Origin of the sequence: Salinisphaera sp. SWV1, from assembly GCF_052044155.1 — a bacterium.
In the GTDB taxonomy this organism is placed as follows: Bacteria; Pseudomonadota; Gammaproteobacteria; order Nevskiales; family Salinisphaeraceae; genus Salinisphaera.
In genome coordinates, this window is record NZ_JBQDYE010000004.1 from 117,488 (window position 1) to 140,317 (window position 22,830).

Genomic DNA, 22,830 nt, shown 5'->3' on the forward strand with positions numbered 1-22,830 from the left:
CGTTCGATGATGACCGTCATGCCGCGCAGCGTCGATACCCGGCGGTTGCATCTGCGGCCGCCGGAGCCTACCGATGCCGGGGCCATCTTCGCCTACGCCAGCGATCCGGTGGCCACGCGTTACATGATCTGGCCGACCGCGGCGGACATCGATGACACCCACGACTTTCTCGACGATGTCGCGGCCGGCTGGGCTGCGGGCGACGATTTCTGCTACGCCGTGACCGACCGCGCCACCGGCGTGCTGCACGGAGCGGCCTCGTGCCAGTTCGATCAGCACGGCGCGGAGATCGGTTATATCCTCGCGCCCTCGGTCTGGGGGCGGGGGCTGGCCACGGAGGCGGCCGCGGCCATTGTCGAGGCCGCCTGGGGCAACGACGATCTGTATCGTGTCTGGGCGACCTGTGATGTCGAGAACACCGCCTCCGCGCGCGTGCTGGAAAAACTCGGCATGCGATACGAAGGGCGGCTCGCGCGCTGGGCGCCGTGCCCTAATCTCGGCCATGCGGCGGCGCCGCGCGATGCGCTGTGCTATGCGCTGACGCGCTGACCCCGCGGGCCAGGCGACACGCGCGATGTGTCCACCGACGGCCGGATGCGGTTTCAAGAATTCGTCATTGGTTTGATCGCCACGACAGGGCGGCGTGCTGCTAAACTCCGCGCCCATGTTCGTACGTCCCGATTTCGACCCGATCGCGTTTTCGATCGGCCCGTTGGCCGTGCACTGGTACGGCCTGATGTATTTGTTGTCCTTCCTCATCGGCTGGGGCATGGGCATTGTGCGCACGCGCCAGCCGCATGTGCACTGGCACAAGGAGGAAGTCGGCGACTTCCTGTTCTATGTCGTGCTCGGCGTGGTGTTCGGCGGACGGCTGGGCTATGTGCTGCTGTACCAGCCCGATCTGTTCTATCACCATCCGTTGCAGATCTTCGCGGTCTGGGACGGCGGCATGTCGTTCCACGGCGGTCTGATCGGTGTGTTGATCGCATCGATGTGGTTCGCGCGCAAGACACACCGCACCTTCTTCCAGATTACCGACTTCGTGGCGCCGATCGTGCCGATCGGGCTGTTCTTCGGGCGTATCGGGAATTTCATCAACGGCGAACTGGTGGGCCGGGTCACGGATGTGCCCTGGGCCATGATCTATCCGCATGTCGGCCCGCAGCCGCGGCATCCCTCGGAACTGTACGAGGCCTCGCTGGAAGGACTCGCCCTGTTCGCGATTCTCTGGATCTATGCGGCCAAGCCGCGCCCGCGCGCGGCGGTATCCGGTGTATTCCTGGTCGGCTATGGCTGCTTTCGTTTTTTCTGCGAGTTCTTCCGCCAGCCGGATCCGTTCGCCGGCTTCGTCGCCTTCGGCTGGATGACGCTGGGCCAGATCTATTCGGCGCCCATGATCGTCGGCGGCATCGCGCTTTTGATCTGGGCATATACCCGACGCGATCCGAATGAGGGCGGCGCCAGGTGAGTGCGGCGATCGAGCAACCCTATCTCGACCTGATGCGCGAGGTGCGCGATCACGGCGTGACCAAGGCCGATCGTACCGGCGTGGGCACGAAGTCGGTGTTCGGCCGCCAGATGCGGTTCGATCTGGCCCGCGGTTTCCCAGCCCTGACCACCAAGAAACTGCACCTGCGCTCGATCATCCACGAGCTGCTGTGGTTCATCGCCGGCGATACCAATATCGCCTACCTGCGCGAGCACAAAGTCCGGATCTGGGACGATTGGGCCGACGAGAACGGCGATCTCGGTCCGGTCTACGGCTACCAGTGGCGCAGCTGGCCGGCGCCGAACGGCGAGTCGATCGATCAGCTGGCACGCGTGATCGAGGGTATCCGGCGTAATCCCGATTCACGCCGGCATATCGTGACCGCGTGGAATCCGGCCCAGGTCGACGATATGGCGTTGCCGCCGTGTCATGCGATGTTTCAGTTTTATGTCGCCGGCGGGCGTTTGTCCTGCCAGCTCTATCAGCGCAGTGCCGATATTTTTCTGGGCGTGCCGTTCAATATTGCCTCTTATGCGATATTAACGCACATGATTGCCCAGGTATGCGATCTGGCCGTGGGCGACTTTGTGCATACGCTCGGCGACGCGCATATTTACTTGAATCACCTCGACCAAGTGGCCGCCCAGCTTGCGCGCGAGCCGCTCGCGCCACCGCGCCTGCATCTGAATCCGGCCATCGACGATATCTTCGATTTTCGTTTCGATGACATTGAATTGCTTGATTATAAAAGCCATCCGACCATCAAGGCCCCGATCGCGGTCTGAATGTCCGAGGCGGCTCGCGCCCGGCCAGTATTTTCAGCGCGCGGTCGGTGAGTTGAAGTAGAATGTCGATCATGACATTTGAATAAGAAAACTCACATTGGATCAGGGAACGGGCCCGATTCGGGTTCTCGTCGTTGAGGATAGCGAAGAGGATCGCGAACATCTGGCCAGTCTGTTGTCGGCGGCGCACGGCATGGGGTATGCCCTGACGTTCGCATCGGACCACGTCGAAGCCGAACGTGAGCTGGCGCGTGCTGCGCACGATATTTGCCTGCTCGATTATCAGCTGGGCGCGCGCACCGGCCTGGAAGTGCTGCGCAGCGCGGCGGCCCGACGCTTCGCGGGGCCGATCGTCGTGCTGACCGGTAACGACAATTATGAAATCGATCTGGCGGTCATGAAGGCCGGCGCGGTCGATTTTCTGTCCAAGGATTCCCTGACGGCGGTACTGATCGAACGGGTCATTCGCTACGCGATCCAGCAGTACGCCAACCAGGCGCAGTTCACTTATCTGGCCGAGCACGATCAGATTACCGGTCTGTTCAATCGCCGGGTGGTGCAGGAACGCATCGCCCGGAAGCTGGCCGAGCCGCCGGAGCGGCGCGCCCCCTTCGTGGTGATCTATTTCGATCTCGACGGCTTCAAGAGTATCAACGATTCGCTGGGCCATAACGTGGGCGACCGCGCCCTGGCCGTGGCCGCGGAGCGCCTCCAGGCCTGCTGTAGCGCGCAGGTGCTGTTGGGGCGCGTGGGTGGCGACGAATTCGTGGCGGTGGTCGACACGGACGACACCACCGAGGTCGATGCGATGCTGCGCGCGGTGCTGGATCGGTTCCGCCAGCCGGTGGTGGTGCGCGAGCACCGGCTCCGCGTGACCATATCGATCGGCGCGGCGCGCTATCCCGAGGACGGCGCCGATGGCATGACTCTGCTCACCCACGCCGATGCTGCGATGTACGCCGCCAAGCGGGCCGGACGCGATCGATTCCGCTGGTTTGCCGACGTCGATCAGGCGACCGAGGCCGAGCCGGCGGAGCTGGGCAACGAGCTGCGCCTGGCCCTGGAGCGCGACGAGTTGTATCTGGTGTACCAGCCCCAGTTCGAGCTCGAGACCGGCCGTATCGTCGCACTGGAAGCGTTGTCGCGCTGGCATCACAGCCGCCTCGGGCCGATCTCGCCGACGCGTTTCGTCGCGCTCGCGGAGACGAGTGGTTTTATCGACCGTCTCAGTGACTGGGTGCTGTCGTCGGCCTGTCGTCAGTATCTGGCCTGGCGCGACTACGGCCTGATTGATGCCGACGTGGTGCTTGCGGTCAATGTCTCGGCCGAACTGGTCAGTAACGCCGGCCTGCTGGCCAGCGTACGACGGCTGATCGACGAGCGCGGCATGCCGCCCGGCTGTCTCGAGCTGGAATTCAGCGAAAGCGCACTCATTCTGGACAACCGGATTTTCGATGATCTGCTCGTCGCCCTCAAGAATATGGGGGTACGGGTCGTTATAGATGATGTCGGGCGCGGTCGCTCGACGCTCCAGTCTCTAACGCGGCGGCCGGTGGACGTGCTCAAGATCGATCTCAACTGTCTGCGCGGTGTCGTGGACAATCCCAGCGACCAGGCCATGGCCCGGGCGATCATCGCCCTGGGGGCCAGCCTGGGCATGCGTGTAGTGGCCGAAGGGGTCGAGAACGATGGACAGCGGCGCTTTCTGGCCGACAACCACTGCGGCTTCGCGCAGGGTTTCTATTATGCGCCCGGCCTGACGACGCCGGACGTGACCGAACTCCTGGCCGGTTTGACCGCCCCGATTCACTGATCGGGTTGCGCGGCGACGTTTTCACGAACGAGCATGGAACGGTCATGATCGATTCCACGGCCCATGTTTCACGCCGGCTCGTCGATGACGACAACGGCGGCTTTGCCGAGCGCGCGCTCGAGTTGCTGCTCGCGCGGGATTCATCGCTCGCCGTGTGCGGGTTGACGCTCGATGGTCGTGTCCGCATCTGGCACGACAGCGCCGAGCGTTTGCTCGGGCATTTTGCGGTCGACGTCATGGGGCGCCGGCTCGATCATCTCGCGCCGGCGGAGAATCGTCATCAGGGATTGGTCACCCGAACGCTGTTCGGCGCCTCTGCAGCGGGGCAAGCGCAGCTCGATCTACCGCTACTGACGCGGGCCGGCGAGCGCAAGAATTGTCGACTGGAGATCCGGCCGCAGCTCGAAGCCGAGCCGGGTTTTGCGGTGCTCATCCAGGAGACCGGGCCGGCATACGATCTGCCGAGCCGGCGCCGGTCGCGGGGCGACTCGCGCGCCGCCCACCGCGCCAATCTCGCGCTGATCGCGGGCGAGCCCGGCTGGATCGGGCTGGGGCTCGAGGCCGAGATCAAATACGTCAGTCCGCAGGCCGCAGAGTGTCTGGAGGTTGTCGATCACACGTGGGTCGGGCGTCCGGTGATCGATGTGTTCCGGCCGGCGGACGAACAGGACTGGTACGTGCTGTTGCATCGCACGGTGGAGACCGGACGGCCGCAGCAGGCCGTGGTGGTCGGCACGGACGACGGGCCCGACGATGTCTGCTGGCCGGTCACGGTGGTCGCGCTGCACGACGAGGCCGACAATACCCTGCTGGGCTTCACCCTGGCACTCGGGGCGCCGGAGAAATCCAGTGATCGCCGGACCGCGCCAGCGGCCGGCGGCGATCAATCGGCTGAGCGTGCCTGGTTCAATGCGGTCGTGCACGACCTGCGCGAGCCGCTGCGGCGCGTGCGCGAGTATGTCCACGCAGCACGTGACGACGACGCGGTGGCCCCCGGCGCGGGTGCTGCGGACTATCTCGCCCGCATCGATGCGGCGGTCGCGCGGCTGCAGGACAATGTGGCGGGGATTCTTCGGCTGGCACGCATCGACAACGCGCCATTCGTGCCCCAGCGGATTGATCTCCGGGCGTTGATCGCGACGGTCGTCGATGATCTGGGCACGCTCAGGCGCGAGCACGACGCCGTCGTCGACGTGGGCAGTCTCGGGGTTGTGTCCGGCGACCCGGTACAGTTGCGGTTGCTGTTCCAGAATCTGATCGACAACAGCATTCGCTATCGTCGCCCCGAGGCGCCGCCGCGCATCGCGATCGCAGCCTTGGCGACGGCGCCGGACGAGGGCACGCTGCGGCTGCGCTACAGCGACAACGCGCGTGGCTTCGACAACCCGGAGGCCATGCTGGCCGGACAAGACCGCGAGGCCGTGGCCGGAACCGGTATCGGCCTCGATCTGTGCCGGCGCATTGCCCGGCGCCATCGGGGGGATCTCGAGATTGCCGAAACCCACAGTCAGGGAACGACCTTCATCATCACGCTGACCCGGCAGTTCGAGGCCAGGGCAGACGCAAGCCAGGAGACACGATGACGCAACCGCGTATCAGCCTGATCGCGGCCATGGATGTGAACGGCCTGATCGGCGCCCGGGGCGGTATGCCATGGCACCTGCCGGAGGATCTGCGCTGGTTCAAGCACAACACGCGCGGCAAGCCCATCGTGATGGGCCGGCGCACATTTGAATCGATTGGTCGGGCGTTGCCGCACCGGCGCAATCTGGTGTTGACGCGCCAGCCCGGCTTTCGGGCCGCGGGCGTGGTCGTGGTCGATCGTCTGGATGCCGCCTTGGCACAGGCGGCCGATGCGACGGAACTCATGGTCATCGGCGGGGCGCAGATCTATGCGCTCGCATTGCCGCAGGCCGACCGTCTGCTGATCACGCGTATCGAGGCCGAATACACCGGCGATACCTGGTTTCCGGCGGTGGACTGGGCCCGCTGGCGACTCGTGGCCGAGGAGCCCCGCGCGGCCACCGGCGATACGCCGGCGTATCGATTCATGACGTATGTGCGTATTGCTGGCTAGGGCCTGTTGCCGTTTCGTGCGAGCGCCGCGTTGGAGACCGCAAATCGTGTCCGGCAAGGCGTGAGTCGCCGCGTCGTGGCGTGCCACGACCCAGACTCGCAACGCCGCAGGGCGCGATTTGCGGCCCAACCCGAAGGGACAAGCGCTGTTTTGCGGCAATCCAGCGTTGTAGCTCTCTCGCGTAGAATGACTACGCCACATTCGCTACGCCTCGTCTTGCCGCAAAACAGCGCTTGGCGCGGACTCGCACGAAACGGCAACAGGCCCTAGACTCGGCGGACCGACGCGACGAAGGCCCATCGGGCCGAGGAGAATCCATGGCGGATCTGCAAGCTGAATTCGAACAGGCGCAGAAGGATGTCGAGACGCTGTCCACGCGTCCGAGCAACGCCGATCTGCTGGCGCTGTATGCCCACTACAAACAGGCCACCGTGGGCGATGTTTCCGGCAAGCGGCCGGGCATCACCGATTTCAAGGGCCGGGCCAAGTACGACGCGTGGGCCAAACTCAAGGGGATGGCGGCCGACAAGGCGAAGCATGGTTACGTGACCAAAGTGGGGGCGCTGCTGGACGCCGAGCGCGACTGATTGGCGCCGGGCTTGTATCTTGGGCCGGCGGCGCGGTCATTGCGCGCGAGGCCGTGGTATTCGAACATGACGGGGCCTGTCCTTGCCGCTACCCGGAGGCGTCGTGACTGAAATCGATGTGTTGACGGATCCGGCGGAGACCGCCCGGACGGCGCATGTCGAGCGATTGCGCGACTTCGTGTCGTGCCATCGCCGGCTGTTCGTCCTGACCGGCGCCGGCATGAGCACCGATTCGGGCATTCCGGACTATCGCGACCGCGACGGCGGCTGGAAGGGGGCACGCCCGATTCAGCATCAGGCGTTCATCGCTCAGCTTTCGAAGCGCCGTCGCTACTGGGCACGCAGCATGGCCGGCTGGCCGCCCGTGGCGCGGGCCCGGCCCAATCCCGGCCACCGCGCCCTGGCACGGCTGGGGGCGGCCGGGCGGCTGTCGCTGCTGGTGACGCAGAATGTCGATGGCCTGCATCAGGCCGCGGGCAGCCGTAGCGTGGTCGATCTGCACGGCCGGCTCGATCGTGTGGTGTGCCTGGATTGCGGGACCCGCCTGTCGCGCCACCGGGTGCAGGATATGCTGGTCGAGGCCAACCGCGGTTGGCTGCACGATGCCGACGCCATGCGCCCCGATGGCGACATCGAGCTTGGCGACATCGACTACCAGCGCTTCAATGTGCCGGATTGCCCCCTGTGCGGCGGGATACTCAAGCCGGACGTGGTGTTTTTCGGCGGCGCCGTACCCGGGCCGCGCGTCGAGCGGGCCTGGGCCGGGCTGGCCGGGGCCGAGGCCGTGCTGGTATCCGGCTCTTCGCTGATGGTGTGGTCCGGCTTTCGCTTCGTCCGCGAAGCCGCGGTGCGCGGGCTGCCGATCATGGCGATCAATCGGGGGCGTACCCGGGCCGACGATCTGATCACGCACAAGATCGACGACGACTGCGGCGCGCTGCTGGATGCAGCGATCGACTAGAACCGGGCGCGCCGATGGTGTCTGTATCCGCGCGGCCCCGGCTCCGGTCGGCGCCCCGGCCAGACCGCTGTATGGCGCATCGCAAGTCCTGCGGCGAGCGCCTACACTGACTGGGTAATGTCGACAACTCAAGCCGATGTGTCGTGATCAACTCCTGTGTGCTCGCCGTGGCGTGTTCGGGGCCCGCCCGTGAGCCCCAGTGACCTGCGCCTGGGGATCGATCTCGGTTGCTCGCGCCTCACCGGGGCGATCGTCGACGCCGATCATCGCGTGCATGCCGAACGGCGTCTGGCGGTGCCGGTCGGGGATTATTCGGCCACGGTCGCCGCGATTGTCGAGATGGTCGGCATGCTGGAAACGGATGTCGGTATCGAGGGTCTGCCGGTCGGTGTGGCGACGCCGGGGCGCCTGAACGCGAGCCGACATCTGATATGTGGCTCGCATGCGGGCTGGTTGAACAACCGCCCGCTGCCGCGGGATCTTGCCGCGACCCTCGGGCGCAATGTGCGTACCGCGCACAAGGCCGGTTGCCTGGCCGGGGCCGAACAGAGCAGCGGGGCGACCGCGGGCGCGCGCCGGGTGTTCGCCGCCGTACTCGGCAGCGGCGTATCCGGCGCGCTGATGATTGACGGCCGGCTTGTCGGTGGCGCGAACGGGTTCGCCGGTGCCTGGGGGCACAATAGCCTGCCCTGGCCGAGTGCCGCCGAGATGCGGGGCGCCCCGACTTGTGGCTGCGGGCTGAGCGGCTGTATCGAAACGTGGTTGTCCGGACCCGGGATGAGTCGCGATCATGAGCGCCGGGGCGGCCATGCGCTCGCCGTGCCCGATATCGTGGCACGGGCCGAGGCCGGGGAGCGCCTGGCCGGGATAACCCTGCGTGATTGGCTGGCGCGCAGTGCACGGGCATTCGCGGCGGTCATCAATCTCATCGAGCCGGAAATCATCGTGGTTGGCGGCGGGCTGTCGCGTATTCGCTGGCTGTATAGCGAAGTCCCCAAGGTGTGGGCGCGCCACTGCGCCACCGACGATCTCCGAACCACCCTCGTGCCGGCTGCGCACGGCGAGGTCTCGATCGCTTGCGGGGCGGCTTTGCTGTGGCCGGTGCCCGGCGCATGAACGCGGTCGCGGCCGAGGGGGATTCGCGGCCCTGTGCTATGGTCGGGTAACGATTCGTTCCACGGAGCCGTCATGGCGGAGAAGAATCCTGATAAAGGTTATATAGCCCTTCTGGGCTGGGCGATGGGGGCCATCGAGGCCGCCGAGAAATTCGATCGGCGCTATGTGGTCGTTGCACCCGAGTGGGCGGAGGATTACTGCCAGCAGCACGATATTCCCTATGTGCCCTGGAACTTCGAGCGCCTGAACGATCGCTCGATGGAGATCGCCGAACGGCTCAAGGAAATGGGTGTCGACGCGGCGGTGCCGCTGTTCGAGGAAGTGGTCGAGTGGGCCGGGGCGATCAACGCGGTGTTGATGGACAACCCGCGCCTGCACGGTCAGGCCGTGCTGTTCCGCGACAAGGCATTGATGAAGCGTCGGGCCCAGTTGGGCGGCATCCGGGTCGGTATTTTCGAGGAAGCGCACGAAAAGGACGACGTCTATCGCTTTTTCAAGCGCGTCAACCAGACCCTGCTCAAGCTCGACGGCGACATCGACGATCCGATTCATCTCAAGGCCTTCGACAAGGCCGGTTGTCTCGGCCATCGCATGATCCGGACTGCCGAGGAGATCGAGCAGATTCCCGAGGCCGAATACCCGCTGCTGATGGAAAGCCATCTGGATGGCTGGGAATTCGCGGTCGAGGCCTGGGTCTGGAACGGCAAGATCCAGTTCCTGAACATCTCGGAATACGTCACGCTCGGCTACTCCGTGTTCGTGCCCGCCACGCCCGAGCTGGAATCCTGGCGCCACCTGATCACACAGCAGATCGAACTGTTGATCAAGACCTTCGACATCCAGTTTGGTCAGATTCATCCGGAATACTTCGTGACCTCCGACGGCACCATGTACTTCGGCGAGGTGGCCTATCGCCCGCCGGGCTTCAAGGCGTTCGAACTGATCGAGCGGGCTTATGACTTCAATGCGTATCAGGCGTCCATGCTGGTGTTCGATCCGAAGACCACGGCGCAAGAGGTCGAGGATTTCTTCCCCGAGCCGGTGACCGACGCCAAGGGCTATGCCGGCTGTTTCGGCGTGTATCCGCGCAAGCGCGTGGTCTCCAAGCTGGAGATCCCCGACGAAGTATCCGAACACGAATATTTCGATTACCACGAGCTGACCGCGCCGATGCAGGAAACCGTGACCAAGCGCAACGCCTTCGGCACGCACTGGGGCCTGATCTTCTATTTCGGTGACGATCCGCATCGCATGCGGGACTGGCTGAAACACAACGAAGAGCTGGATTTCTACGTCTAGCAGGGGGCACGCCGGCTCGGGCCGGCCTTGACGACGCCGCGGATCGATTACATCGGCCCGCGGCGTTTTTCATTCGAGCCAGGTGAAGCGCGCGCCCCAGCCGGCGGCGACGCGCGCCCGGATGGCGGCCACCTCGGTTTCGGGTACCGCCGCCGGATCGCCGATGGCATGCCCACGGTAATGAAAGACATACAGGCGCGACGCGAACTGCCCGAACGGCAGTGAAGACTCTCCAGCGAGTTCGCCGGTACCGGCCGTCGAGGTCTCGATCCCTTGCCCCCAGTTCTGCCCCTTGTCGCGATTCGGATTGAAGAAATAGACCCGCCAGGTACCGTCCGGATCGCGCGCCACGCGCTGGATCGATATGGCATGCCAGCCGATGTAGGTGCCGGCGGCGTCGGTGGCCGCAATGCCGCAGGGTTGGGCATATTCCACCTCGCGCTCGCCGTTGAACGCGGGGTGATAACTGGCGTGGAACAGGCGAACGAAGGCGTCGAAATCGGCGATGCCGCCAGCGGCCAGATCGATCAGTTCGGCGAAATCCGGCGCGACCCAGGCGCCGTGCATCTCGCGGTTGACCCAGCGATGACCGTCGCCGCAGCGATGCGCGGTGCGTCGGCCCATCTCCACATAGATGCGATCCAGATGCGGCGTGAGCACGAGCGAGACGGGATCGAGCTCGGTATGTAACGTCCTGGCCATACCGAGCCCGGTTTCGCTGGCCCGGATCGGGTGGTTCTCGAAGTCCAGCACCAGGTCGTTCGTTTCGCTGGCCTCGATCAGCAGTGCCAGCAAATGGGCCGGATCGTTGCAGCTCCACAGGCAGATCGCGCGGGCCGCCTGGCAGGTGGGGTTGAACCCCTGATCGATACCGCGGGGCTGGCCGAGTACCGCGATGGCGCCGGCGACCAGGCGTGGCATCGCCGGGACGTCCGGGGCGGTTTCGGTCAGGACTTGCGCGACGCGCGGATGAAGCGCGAGCCGGGTCAGGCGGTCCAGCCCCGGCAGCACGGTATCCAGCCGCGCCATGCCGTCGTTCAACAGCCGCGCCAGCCCGTAAATCGCCGGCGCGGTGGCGCGTATCACGCTGGCCTGAATCAGCGTTTCGATTGCGTCGGAATGCCGGGCCCAGGCGGCCTGCCCGGTGGCGTCGAGATCCAGTGCGATCGGCAGCAGCGCCGGTGCGGCCCGGCACAGATGCCGTACCAGATCGGCGTGCGCCGGGCAGACCAGACCGTGGCGCGTCATTGAGTGCCCGAAAGCGGCGGCTTCGGCCGCCAGCGCGCGGTCGTCGAGTTCGGCCAGCGCTGCTGGACAGTCGTCGCGGCGCATGCGGGTGGCGAGTTCGGTCGGTGCACGCAACGCCCGGAGCCACGGCGTGGCACGGGCGGCGGCGGCGTCATCGACATCACCCGTGGCAAGCGCCCGCTCGGCAGCGCCGAGCAGCGATTCCACCCGCCCCAGGGCAATCGGGCGCTGCGCCATGACGCGTTCGACCTCGGCGACGAGGGCGTCGAGGATCGCGCCGGCGCCAACGCGGGCGAACAAAAAGCCGAACAGCGTTTGCGCGCGGTCGAGCGTTGCGTTGTGGGCGTCGCGCGTAGCTTCGGTGGCCACGGGGAACAGCAAATCGAGATTCGCGGCGAGGATCTCGCACAGAAGCGCTCGGGCAGCGTCGGCGGTGAGCCGGTCGGTGGGCGCGATCTGTTCGGCGACCGCGAGCAATCGCAGCTCGCTCAGGCTCTCCAGGGTGGCATCGGCGCCGCCGGCGCGTAGCGTCGGCCCGGCCAGGGCCGGCTCGAGTTGCCCCGGCTCCAGCCAGTCGCCGCCCAGAAAAACCCCGGCCGCGTCGAACCGCGGGGCGAACGAGTACAGGGCTTCGACCCCCTCGGGGTCGCGCAGCAACTTCTGAGCGCGGCCCAGCAACCGGATTTGATGCGTGAATTTGGAAAACGAAGGCGCCGTAGACAGCCGCTCAAGCGTCTGCTCGAAATCATCGACGTAGCGGGCCTGAAGATGTCGTGGACTGGCCGTCGATTGCGACAAGCAAAACCTCCCGGCGTAAGACGACCGGGCATCGCCGAAACCTATCGGCCGGCCCGGGATCGGCTGCTTCGAGTGTTATCACGACGGTACCATAGCCGTCGCCCGGTGCTCGGGCTGGCTGCAGTCGCGGTCAAAAGGCCACTGTGGCCGATGCCTCGGGCGGGTGCTTGCACGCCCGCCCGGTTGGTCTGCCGATCCAGTCGTTGGGTGCGGCTCAGGGGCAGCGGCCCGGCCGGGATGCCGCCCGAGCGGACGGCCGGTTCAGCCATCGGTGCCGGTGCGCCCGGTGGTGGGCAGATCCTTGACCGGGCACTGATCGGTGCCGACCGCCGGGCGCGTCAGCGCTTCGACGCGCTGTTGCGTGGCGTTCGGATCGTTGATCCAGTCGCGATAGAAGGTGAAGGGGCATTCCGCCACGCCGTGGTCGCCGTCGCCGGAATCATGAATACCGGTATAGCCGCGGTGCAGCAGTTTGAATAAATGGTTCTGGGACTGGTCGTTCGCGCGGGCGTCGCGAATCGCCGACACCGACAGCTGGGCATACTGAATGCCGTTTTCCTCGGTACCGCATTCGCCGAGGGTGCGGCCGTCGAAGCCGATGATCGCGGAATGGCCGAAGTAGGAGTACACGCCGTCGAAGCCGGCGGCATTGGCCACGGCCACATAGGAATTGTTGGCCCACGCCATGCACTTGGACATCATGATCTGCTGTTCCTTGGCCGGGTACATATAGCCCTGGCAACGAATGATCAGCTCCGCGCCCTTCATGGCACAGTCGCGCCAGATTTCCGGGTAGTTGCCGTCATCGCAGATGATCAGGCTGATCCTGAGGCCCTTCGGCCCCTCGCAGACATAGGTGTCGTCGCCCGGATACCAACCCTCGATCGGACACCAGGGAATGCATTTCCGATACTTCTGGACGATCGCGCCTTTGTTGTCGATCAGAATCAGCGTGTTGTAGGGCGATTTGTCGGGATGGGCCTCGTGGCGTTCGCCGGTGATCGAGAACACGCCCCAGGTGTCGGCCGCGCGGCAGGCCGCGGCGAAGATCTCGGTTTCGTCGCCCGGAATCGGCGCGGCGGTGGCCATCATTTCGTCGCGGTCGTACATGATCCCCTGGGTCGAGTATTCGGGGAAGATGACCAGATCCATGCCCGGCAGGCCGGTTTTCATGCCCTGAATCATTTCGGCGATGTGGCGCGCGTTGGCCGCGACCTGGTCGCGGGTATGCAAGCGCGGCATTTTGTAGTTGACCACTGCGACGCCGACGGTGTCGGCGCTGCTGGAAATATCTCCGTGTCTCATGTTTATTCTCCGTCAGAGCGCGTAGCGAGTCGCGCATGGCTGGGGTGTTGATGGCCCGATCAGTGGCTGATCATCCACGGGCGATGACCGGTTCGGGTCCGGGTGGGCGGCGTCGACCCGGCCGGCCGGGGGGCTGGCGAGCAGCAGCCGCAGCCAGCCGGATGGCCACCGCCGTAGGTGGCTGATGTATGCGGTGAATGCGCACTGCGCGCGTTGGTTTCGTGCGCCACGCGGGTGGCCTTGGATACGCGTGAGACGGCTGGCGCTGAGAGAATCACCCGGCGCGACGCGCTGCCGCAGTGCGGGCAGTCGCCGGGTGCCTGCGACTCGGCCATGGGCCGCATCGCCGAAAAACCGCCGCAGTCGGGACAGTCGAATTCGTAGATCGGCATGGCCGGCCTATTCGTCGTATGCGATCGGCATGTCCACCGATCCGTCCAGGTGTCTTGTCGGTCCATCGGCGCCGGGGCTGATATCGAACTCGAAGATCTCCTGCGGCAGCCAGAGCGTGGCGCAGGCATTGGGAATATCGACCACGCCGCTGATATGGCCCTGAACGGGGGCGACGCCCAGAATCGAATGCGCCTGGGCGCGCGAATAGCCGAACCGGGTCATATACTCGATCGCGTTCAGACAGGCCTGGCGGTAGGCGACGTTGACGTCCAGATAGTGCTGCTGCCCGGTTTCGTCGACCGAGATGCCCTCGAAGATCAGGTAGTCCTGGTAGTTCGGGGTGATCGGGCTGGGCTTGAAGATCGGCGACTTGATGCCGTACTTGGCCATGCCGTTCTTGATCAGCTCGACCTTCATGTGCACCCAGCCGCCGGCCATTTCGATCGCGCCGCAGAAGGTGATTTCGCCGTCGCCCTGGCTGAAGTGCAGATCGCCCACCGACAGGCCGCCGCCGTCGACATAGACCGGGAAATAGATCTTCGAGCCGCGCGACAGATCCTTGATGTCGACGTTGCCGCCGTGTTCGCGGGGCGGTACCGTGCGTGCGCCCTCGGCGGCGGCCTTCGCGCGTGCGTCACCGGTCAGGGCGCCCATATGGGCGGTGGCCGGCGCCGGCGGATTGGCCAGCGGCGGGACGCGGTCCGGATCCGTCGCGATCAGGTCGGCTTCGCGTTTGTTCCAGGTGTCGAGCAATTCCTGGCTGGGCAGGCAGCCGATCAGCCCCGGGTGGACGAGGCCGGCGAAGCGCACTCCCGGCACGTGGCGCGAGGTGGTGTACAGGCCGTGAAAATCCCAGATCGACTTCTGGGCGTAGGGGAAGTGATCGGTCAGGAATCCGCCGCCGTTCTGTTTCGAGAAAAAGCCGTTGAAGCCCCATTCGGCGCCCTTGAGCGCGCCGATGTCGAGCAGATCGACCACCAGCAGGTCGCCGGCTTCGGCGCCTTTCACACCGACCGGGCCGGACAAGTAATGCACCGTGGACAGATCGACGTCGCGCACGTCAGACGCGTCGTCGTTGTTGGCGATCGCGCCCGAGGTCCAGTCGTAGGTCTCCAGAATGAAATCGTCGCCCGGGCTCACCCAGCAGGCCATCGGGATGTCGGGATGCCAGCGGTTGTGGGTCTGCGGGTTGTGGGTGGCGTGGGTATCGAGATCGACCTTGATCAGGGTATCGGTCATGGGTCAGTTTCCTGCGATAAGAAGAATAGGGGGAGGGTCGGGCCGCCGGCGCATGCGGCCGGCGGCCCGGCCAACCTAGGCAGCCTGCGCGCGGGCGGTGGCCGCGGCCGGCTCTTCCTTGCACACGTCGTGGCAGGCGCCTTCCAGCGAGCAGCACAGCGAGCAGATCGGGCCGGTGTGGAACGGGCAATACACCATGTCCTTCTTCTCGTATTCGTACTCGCAGGAGATGCAGGCGATCATCGAGGCATGCTCATGCTCGCGCAGCTCTTTTTCGGAGGTGCGCGCCAGGTAGTACTTGCCCTGGGTGATCAGGCACACGATCGGCGAGGCGATGAACGCCAGGCCCAGCGCGATGAAGCAGGAGTAGGACTGGGCATAGGCGCCGAAGTAGCCGAAGAAGGCAATCACCGAGATCACCGAGGCGAACATCATCGAGCCGAAGCCCACCGGGTTGAAGTTGTACAGATGCGCGCGCTTGAACTCGATATAGGACGGGCTGAGCTTCAGGATCGGCTTGTTGATGACCAGATCCGCGGTCACCGCCCCGATCCAGGCCACCGCCACGTTGGAATAAAAGCCGAGGATATGGCCCAGCACGGCGAACATGTTGGCTTCCATCAGCGCCAGCGCGATGCCGACGTTGAAGAACACATAGACCACACGGCCCGGATGGCTGTGCAGAATGCGCGAGAAGAAGTTCGACCAGGACAGTGAGCCCGAGTAGGCGTTGGTGACATTGATCTTGACCTGCGACAGCAGCACGAAGAAGGTCGCGATCGACAGGGCCACGAACGGGCTCGAGAACATATAGCTGAAGCCCGACACATACATATGGATCGGCTGGTCGGCCTGGGCCAGCGACGTACCGTTGGCCACCGACACCGAAGCGAAGAACGAGCCCATCCACTGCTTGAGCGCGCCCAGAATCACCCAGCCCGGGCCGGCGGCCAGCACCGCGAACCACCACTTGCCGCGGTTGGCGCGGGTCTTGTCCGGCATGAAGCGCAGATAATCCGCCTGCTCGCCGATCTGGGCGATCAGCGACAGCGCGATGCCGGCCGCGGTACCGAACAGCAACGGATCGAAGCCGGCGTGGCTCGGCGAGTTGCCGCCGAAGTGCACCCAGTCGGCGATCGCATGCGGCTTGCCGAACAGCACCGCGATCGGCGGGGTGAACAGCAGGATCAGCCAGATCGGCTGGGTCCACATCTGCAGCTTCGACAACAGACTCATGCCGAACACCACCAGCGGGATGATCACGATCGCCCCCAGCAGATAGCCGATCGCCAGCGGGATGCCGAAATACAGATTCAGCGCCTGGCCCATGATCGAGCCTTCGAGGGCGAAGAATATGAAGGTGAAGCTGGCGTAAATGACCGAGGTGATGGTCGAGCCGAGATAGCCGAAGCCGGCGCCGCGGGTGAGCAGGTCGACGTCGACGTTATAGCGCGCCGAGTAATAGGCGATCGGAATGCCGGTCAGAAAGATGATGATAGCGGCCGCGAAAATGCCCCAGAATGCGTTCATGAAGCCGAACTGCACCGCCAGCGAACCGCCGATGGCTTGATCGGCCATATAGGCGATGCCGCCGAGGGCTGCGGTCGCCACCGCGTATTCCGACCAGGTACGGAAGGATTTCGGCGCATAACGCAGCGAATAGTCTTCCAGCACCGGGTTGCTCACCCATTTGTTGAAGGTGCGATTGCGCCCGCCTTCGTTTACCACGCTACTCATTATCGTCTCCGTTGATGTCGACCCGAGTTGCCGGCGGCGTCGTGCCGAGCCCGCCGGTGTTGTGACGCGACCGCGGCCGGCCCGGTGCGGCTGGGCGTTGCCGGTCGCTCGCTCCGGTGTCGGCGGTTTGCGTCGTTTGTTCCGTGAACGCCGGGCGCGCTGATCGAGCACCCGGCTCGGTATCGAGACTGGCGCAAGCGACGGGGCCGGCATATACGCCGATCAACGCAGTGGCCTACGTCATTCGACGTAGTGGTTGGCGCGTTTCCTGCAGGATCGGGACGGTACGATCGAAACTCGTTCGATCGGCCGCAGCCGGGGTGGCACAACATGTCCAGGGGGCCCCAACGCGTCGTCAAGATCCGCCGGGCCTACAATCGTTGGGTGGGCGATGAGACGCTCGAGGACTACGCGCTGCGCTTCACGGCGCGCTCGTTTCGCAAATGGTCGGAATTGCGCATCGCCAATACGGCCCTGGGCGGCATCTCGTTTCTGGTGCTGGAGGCGATCGGGGCCGTGCTCATGCTGCGCTACGGGTTCGTCAACACGGCCTGGGCGATCGTCGTGGTCTGTATCGCGATTTTCGTCGTCGGCCTGCCCATCAGCTATACGGCGGCGCGCTACGGCGTGGACATCGACCTGCTGACCCGCGGCGCCGGCTTCGGCTATCTCGGCTCCACGCTCACTTCGTTGATCTACGCCAGCTTCACCTTTCTGTTCTTCGCGCTCGAAGCGACGATCATGGGTCAGGCGCTATCGCTGTATTTCGATATCACGCTGCCGCTGGCCTATCTGATCAGCGCGCTGGCGATCATTCCGCTGGTGACCTTCGGCATCACCGCGATCAACCGTTTGCAGTGGTTCACCCAGCCGCTGTGGCTGACCCTGCTGGTGCTGCCCTATGTGTTCATCGCCGTGCGTCAGCCGTCGGCCTTCTCGGCGTTTCAACGCTATATCGGGCAGCAGGCCTCGGGCTCGTTCGACTGGATCGCCTTCGGTTCGGCCTGCGGGATCGCGCTGGCGCTGATCGGGCAGATCGGCGAGCAGGTCGACTATCTGCGCTTTCTGCCCGAACGCGGCCCGGGCAACCGGATTCGCTGGTGGGCGGCGGTGATCGGTGCGGGGCCGGGTTGGGTGGTGCTCGGTGGCCTGAAGATGTTCGGCGGGGCGCTGTTGGCGTTTCTCGCCCTGCAGCAGCAGTTGCCGTATGTGCGCGCGACCGAACCGACTCATATGTACGACGTGGCTTACGGTTATGTGTTCTCGTCGCCGGGCCTCGCGATGGCGGCGACGGTGCTGTTCGTGATCGTCTCGCAGGTCAAGATCAACGTGACCAATGCCTATGCCGGTTCGCTGGCGTGGTCCAATTTCTTCGCCCGGGTGACCCGCAGCCATCCCGGACGCGTGGTGTGGCTGGTCTTCAACGTGCTCATCGCCCTTATTCTTCTGGAAATGGGCGTATTCCACGCGATCGAGCGTGTGCTCGGGCTGTATGCCAACGTGGCGGCGGCCTGGTTCGGCGCCCTGGCGGCGGACCTGATGATCAACAAGCCGCTCGGTCTGTCGCCACCGGGCATCGAGTTCAAGCGCGCCCATCTGTACGACGTGAACCCGGTCGGGATCGGGGCGTTTCTTCTGGCGAGCGCGGTCTCGCTGGCTGCCTACGGTGGTGTTTTCGGCGTGGCCGGCCGTGCCGCGGCGCCGGCGATCGCGCTTGTCGGCGCTTTCCTCACGGCACCCGTGATCGCCTGGCTCACCGGCGGCCGGTTCTATCTCGCGCGCTCGCCCGCCGCCGCGGCACAACTCGCGGATGATGGCACCCGGCATGCGCGCTGCGTGCTATGCAACAACCGCTTCGAGACCGACGATATGGCCGCTTGCCCGGCCTATGCCGGGCCCATCTGCTCGCTGTGCTGCAGTCTCGACATGCGCTGCGGCGACCGCTGCCGGCCGCGTGCGCATGCCGCTGCCCAGCTCGACGGGCTGTTGCAACGCGTGCTGCCGAGCGCCTTGATGCCGCATCTGTATACGCGGCTGGCGCGCTACGGCGTGGTGCTGGTGGCGTTGTCGGTCGTGCTCGTGGGCGCACTGGTCGCGGTCTATAGCCAGATCACACCGCTGGTGGACAGCGCCGAGCGCCATCACTTGTGGGCGATCTTCCTGCGCACTTTTTTCCTGATGCTGGTGCCGGTCGGCATCCTGGCCTGGTGGCTGGTCCTGGCGCGCGAGGCGCGCAACGTGGCGCAGCACGAGTCCTCGCGCCAGACTCGGTTACTGATGCGCGAGGTCGCGGCACACAAACGGACGGATGCCAAGCTGGCGCGGGCCAAAGCCGAGGCCGAGTCGGCCAACCGCGCCAAGAGCCGTTACGTATCCGGATTGAGCCACGAACTGCGCACCCCGCTGAACAACGTGCTGGGCTATACCCAGCTGTTGATGCGCGAGCCCGACATGGCGCCCGCGCATGCCGACAAGCTCGCCACCATCCAGCGGAGCGGCGAGCATCTGCTTGCCCTGGTGGATGGCCTGCTGGACATTGCCCGTATCGAAGCCGGACGTATATCGCTGCATGTCGGCGAGATCGATATGCCCGCATTGCTCGATCAGCTGGATGCCATGTTCGCGCCGCAGGCGCTCGCCAAGGGCCTGGATTTTTCCATCGAAACCTCGCAGCGGGTGCCGGACACGGTGCGCGGAGACCTGCAACGGCTGCGTCAGATCCTGATCAATCTGATCGGCAACGCGATTCGTTTCACGCGCACCGGGGACGTGTGTGTGCGCGTGAACTACGCCTCGGAAGTGGCGGCATTCGAGATTATCGACACGGGGCCGGGCATTGCGTCCGACAAACGCGAGCAGATATTCCTGCCGTTCGAGCGCGTGGCCCAGGGCGGCGACGGCGGCGTGGGTGCGGGGCTCGGCCTGACCATTTGCCGCTTGCTGACCCAGTTGATGGGCGGCGATCTGACGGTAAGCGCGAACGCGCCCAACGGTTCGCGCTTCGCGCTGCGTGTGTTTTTGCCCAATTGCGCGCGCCCGGCCGGCGAGCGCGCGCCCGCGCAGCCGATCGTCGGCTACGCGGGCGCGCGGCGGCACCTGCTGGTGGTCGATGACCGAGCGGATCAGCGCGGCATTTTGCGTGCCGCGCTCGAGCCGCTGGGTTTTGCACTGAATGAGTGCGCGGATGGTGCCGATGCGCTCCATTGGTTGGCCACCAAGCGCACCGATTTGATCCTCATGGACGTCGCCATGCCGGGCATGGACGGTTTCGAGACGGCCCGCATGATTCGCGAGCGGCACCTGAGCGCCGCGCCCGTGCTGGTGGTTTCGGCCAATGCCTATGCCGATAACATCGCGCGCAGTCGTATGGCCGGCTGTGACGCGTTTCTGGCCAAACCGATCAATCTCGCCGAGCTTTTCGATCGGCTGGCAGAGTTATTGCATCTGCAATGGCAGCGACGCGAGGCCGGTGCGACGCCCGATGTGCCGACACGCACGACCACTCGAACCGGCGCGATCGACGGGCTGTCGTCGAACCAGGCCCATCCGTTGCCGGCCCAACTGGCCCGGCGGCTGACGAGCGCTATCGATATCGGGCACATGGCGGGCGTCCTCGCCGAAATTACCGCGATCGAGACCGCGCACCCGCAATATGCGCCGCAGCTGGCCGATCTGCGTGACGCCGCGCGCCGGCACGAATTGATACGCCTGCGCCGCCTGGCCGACGCAAGCCGGGCGCGCGCGGCGCAGGACTGAAAGGGATGAGTACGCCATGGTCGTAGCCAATGACGTCATGTCGCACCATGAGCCGGATCCGGCGTCCGATGCCCCTCGGATACGGGGTGTGGTGCTGGTGGTCGACGATCATCCGGATACGCTGGCGCTCGTATCCGAAGTGCTCGGGCGCGACGGCTATACCGTGATCGCCGCGATCGATGGCCATTCGGCGCTGGAACGGGCCCGCCTGATCACGCCCGATATCGTGCTGCTGGACGCGCGCATGCCGGGAATGGATGGCTTCGAGGTCTGCCGGCGTATCACGAGCGATACCGCGCTGGCCGGAATGGCCGTGATCTTCATGACCGGGCTGACCGACAGCGACAGCATCGTGCGCGGTTTTCGCGCCGGCGGCATCGATTACGTCACCAAGCCGCTCAAACCCGATGAAATACGCGTTCGCATCGAGGCGCATCTCAAGCGCATCCGCTTACAACGCCAGGCCGACATGGTGGTCAACGCGGGGGGCCGCGCGGCGTTGATCACCGCCGCCGACGGCGGTATCCGCTGGCACAGTTCGCGCGCCGTGCAACTCCTGCGGCGCTATTTCGATGTCGACATCGACGGTCGACTGCCGTTCGGTCTGCTGCGCTGGCTGGAACAGGCGGAATCCGTGTCCAGGCCGTACGAGGTCACGCGCGAACTGGGTCGGCTATCGATTCGTTACGCCGGTCCGGCCGAGCAGGGCGGGGCGATTCTCACGCTGGTCGAGTTCGACGACCAGGCCGCGATCGACGATTTCGTCGCCCGTTTCGGCCTGACACGACGCCAGGCCGAGGTACTGCTCTGGATCTCGCGCGGCAAGACCAACCGCGACATCGCCGAGATCCTCGACATGAAACCGCGAACGGTAAACAAGCATCTCGAGCACATTTTTCCGAAGCTCGGGGTGGAGACGCGCGCCGCGGCGGCCGCGATCGCGCTGCAGACGATCGGCCCGTAGCTCGCCGGGTTGGGCGGCGGCGCGCCTCGGGGCGGGGGGCCAGCTCAGAACGGCATGGCGCGGCGGTCGGCGAAGGTGACCACACCGCGGATGAACCGATAGAAACACCACAGCCAGAGTACGCCGTAGCCGATGAACCCCACCACGAACGGCGCGAGCGCCAGGCAGATCAGGCTCCACAGGATCGTGAACCAGAACGTGCGCATCAGCCAGCGATGATGCGTCCAGGCCATGCCACCGCGGGCCAGCTCGCCCATCTTGATGTGATTGACGATCACGCCGGCGACGGCGGTCACGAAGAAAAAGCAGCCGAGCCCGTACAGCACGTAGGTGATCAGCAGCACGTTGCGTTCGCTGTGTTCCACCGCGTTTGATTCGGGATCGGCGATCATGTGTCGTTCCATTTCAAATCTCCGGCATGGACCGTAGACTTGCAAGGCAAATCACGTGCCCGGTCAGTTCATGCTCAAGTTGTTCACGCACCACCGCAGTGTTTCGGCTCATCGCGTGCGTATCGCGCTCAATTATAAAGGTGTGGCCTTCCAGTCCATTTTCACGGGTCTGGACGGCAGCAGCGATGAACGCCGACCGTATCTGGAAATCAACCCGCAGGGCCTGATCCCGGCGCTGTGGGTCGAGGACGATCTGATCATCTCGCAGTCGTCGGCGATTCTGGAGTATCTGGAGGAACGCTATCCGGAGCGGCCGTTGCTGCACGGCGATATCGCCCTGCGCGCGCGTATCCGGTCGTTCGCCCAGATCGCGATCGCCGATACGCATCCGCTGAATAACCTGCGCGTGCTGCGCTATCTGCGCGACGAAATGGATGTGCCCTACGATCGGCGCCGGGCCTGGTTCGAACACTGGATTCATGCCGCGTTCGGGCCGATGGAATCGTTGCTCGCCGAGCAACCGGCCGGTAATCACAGTTTTTGCTTCACCGCGCGGCCGAGTCTGGCGGATGTCTGCCTGGTACCGCAGGTGTCGATGGCCGAGCGCTATGACGTGAACCTCGGCGCCTATCCGATCATCCGTCGCATCTACCGCGCCTGCATGGCGCTCGGCGCCTTCCAGGCGGCGGCGCCCGACACCCAGGGCGACAGCACCGCCCCGGCGCGCTGACCGGCGCGCCACCGGGGTCGGCCCGGGATCGTCGGGCCCGGAAAATCGCATGCCGGCGCGGTCCCGGTGTCAGGTAGTCGACGCCCGCATGCGCAAGGCTTGTCGAGCCGGGTGTGGCGGGCGTAACGTCCTCCTCACGAT

19 protein-coding genes are annotated in these 22,830 nt (G+C 65.2%); 13 read left to right on the forward strand and 6 right to left on the reverse strand.

Annotated features, from left to right (window positions below):
• Window positions 1–6: 6 nt before the first annotated feature.
• The 10 genes from ACS8YF_RS03300 to ACS8YF_RS03345 all read left to right on the forward strand — a co-directional run bounded on the left by ACS8YF_RS03300 (window position 7) and on the right by ACS8YF_RS03345 (window position 10,127).
• On the forward strand, window positions 7–549 hold the full coding sequence (locus ACS8YF_RS03300) for a GNAT family N-acetyltransferase (protein WP_440848792.1): 543 nt from the start codon (window positions 7–9) through the stop codon (window positions 547–549).
• Window positions 550–664: 115 nt separating this feature from the next.
• Entirely contained in the window at window positions 665–1,468 is an 804-nt protein-coding gene (gene lgt, locus ACS8YF_RS03305; protein ID WP_440848793.1) for a prolipoprotein diacylglyceryl transferase, read from the forward strand.
• Complete coding sequence (locus ACS8YF_RS03310) at window positions 1,465–2,274, forward strand: thymidylate synthase (protein WP_440848794.1); 810 nt, start codon at window positions 1,465–1,467, stop codon at window positions 2,272–2,274. The genes lgt and ACS8YF_RS03310 overlap by 4 nt, the downstream gene beginning before the upstream one ends.
• A 97-nt stretch (window positions 2,275–2,371) precedes the next feature.
• Window positions 2,372–4,087, forward strand: coding sequence for a putative bifunctional diguanylate cyclase/phosphodiesterase (locus ACS8YF_RS03315; RefSeq protein ID WP_440848795.1), 1,716 nt, complete (start codon window positions 2,372–2,374; stop codon window positions 4,085–4,087).
• A gap of 44 nt (window positions 4,088–4,131) precedes the next feature.
• Entirely contained in the window at window positions 4,132–5,670 is a 1,539-nt protein-coding gene (locus ACS8YF_RS03320; protein WP_440848796.1) for a sensor histidine kinase, read from the forward strand.
• Complete coding sequence (locus ACS8YF_RS03325; protein ID WP_440848797.1) at window positions 5,667–6,164, forward strand: dihydrofolate reductase; 498 nt, start codon at window positions 5,667–5,669, stop codon at window positions 6,162–6,164. The genes ACS8YF_RS03320 and ACS8YF_RS03325 overlap by 4 nt, the downstream gene beginning before the upstream one ends.
• A 317-nt stretch (window positions 6,165–6,481) precedes the next feature.
• A complete protein-coding gene (locus tag ACS8YF_RS03330) occupies window positions 6,482–6,751 on the forward strand; it encodes an acyl-CoA-binding protein (RefSeq protein ID WP_440848798.1) in 270 nt (89 codons plus the stop codon).
• 103 nt (window positions 6,752–6,854) lie between these two features.
• Window positions 6,855–7,712 carry an NAD-dependent protein deacetylase gene (locus ACS8YF_RS03335; protein ID WP_440848799.1) on the forward strand — a complete coding sequence of 286 codons (858 nt, stop codon included), beginning with the start codon at window positions 6,855–6,857 and terminating at the stop codon, window positions 7,710–7,712.
• Between the two features lie 189 nt (window positions 7,713–7,901).
• A complete protein-coding gene (locus tag ACS8YF_RS03340) occupies window positions 7,902–8,828 on the forward strand; it encodes an ROK family protein (protein ID WP_440848800.1) in 927 nt (308 codons plus the stop codon).
• Between the two features lie 72 nt (window positions 8,829–8,900).
• Window positions 8,901–10,127 carry an ATP-grasp domain-containing protein gene (locus tag ACS8YF_RS03345; RefSeq protein WP_440848801.1) on the forward strand — a complete coding sequence of 409 codons (1,227 nt, stop codon included), beginning with the start codon at window positions 8,901–8,903 and terminating at the stop codon, window positions 10,125–10,127.
• Window positions 10,128–10,196: 69 nt separating this feature from the next.
• Here ACS8YF_RS03345 and ACS8YF_RS03350 read toward each other — a convergent pair whose 3' ends face one another.
• The 5 genes from ACS8YF_RS03350 to ACS8YF_RS03370 form a co-directional block, all read right to left on the reverse strand.
• Window positions 10,197–12,173, reverse strand: a complete 1,977-nt coding sequence (locus tag ACS8YF_RS03350; RefSeq protein ID WP_440848802.1) for a hypothetical protein — start codon at window positions 12,171–12,173, stop codon at window positions 10,197–10,199.
• Window positions 12,174–12,434: 261 nt separating this feature from the next.
• A complete protein-coding gene (locus ACS8YF_RS03355; protein WP_440848803.1) occupies window positions 12,435–13,478 on the reverse strand; it encodes an aliphatic amidase in 1,044 nt (347 codons plus the stop codon).
• A 59-nt stretch (window positions 13,479–13,537) separates the two neighbouring features.
• Complete coding sequence (locus tag ACS8YF_RS03360; RefSeq protein WP_440848804.1) at window positions 13,538–13,936, reverse strand: FmdB family zinc ribbon protein; 399 nt, start codon at window positions 13,934–13,936, stop codon at window positions 13,538–13,540.
• Window positions 13,878–15,110 carry a formamidase gene (fmdA, locus tag ACS8YF_RS03365; protein ID WP_440848805.1) on the reverse strand — a complete coding sequence of 411 codons (1,233 nt, stop codon included), beginning with the start codon at window positions 15,108–15,110 and terminating at the stop codon, window positions 13,878–13,880. The genes ACS8YF_RS03360 and fmdA overlap by 59 nt, the downstream gene beginning before the upstream one ends.
• Window positions 15,111–15,185: 75 nt before the next feature.
• On the reverse strand, window positions 15,186–16,847 hold the full coding sequence (locus ACS8YF_RS03370) for a purine-cytosine permease family protein (protein WP_440848806.1): 1,662 nt from the start codon (window positions 16,845–16,847) through the stop codon (window positions 15,186–15,188).
• Window positions 16,848–17,177: 330 nt separating this feature from the next.
• Between ACS8YF_RS03370 and ACS8YF_RS03375 the strand changes: the two genes are divergently transcribed.
• Together ACS8YF_RS03375 and ACS8YF_RS03380 are read left to right on the forward strand one after the other, a co-directional pair.
• Window positions 17,178–20,603: a response regulator gene (locus ACS8YF_RS03375; RefSeq protein ID WP_440848807.1), complete on the forward strand. Its 3,426-nt coding sequence runs from the start codon at window positions 17,178–17,180 to the stop codon at window positions 20,601–20,603.
• Window positions 20,604–20,619: 16 nt separating this feature from the next.
• On the forward strand, window positions 20,620–21,567 hold the full coding sequence (locus ACS8YF_RS03380) for a response regulator (RefSeq protein ID WP_440848808.1): 948 nt from the start codon (window positions 20,620–20,622) through the stop codon (window positions 21,565–21,567).
• A gap of 44 nt (window positions 21,568–21,611) precedes the next feature.
• Here ACS8YF_RS03380 and ACS8YF_RS03385 read toward each other — a convergent pair whose 3' ends face one another.
• Window positions 21,612–21,971: a DUF4870 family protein gene (locus ACS8YF_RS03385; protein ID WP_440848809.1), complete on the reverse strand. Its 360-nt coding sequence runs from the start codon at window positions 21,969–21,971 to the stop codon at window positions 21,612–21,614.
• A 43-nt stretch (window positions 21,972–22,014) separates the two neighbouring features.
• On the opposite strand from ACS8YF_RS03385, the gene maiA reads away from it, so the two are divergent.
• A complete protein-coding gene (gene maiA / locus ACS8YF_RS03390; RefSeq protein ID WP_440848810.1) occupies window positions 22,015–22,689 on the forward strand; it encodes a maleylacetoacetate isomerase in 675 nt (224 codons plus the stop codon).
• Window positions 22,690–22,830: the final 141 nt, after the last annotated feature.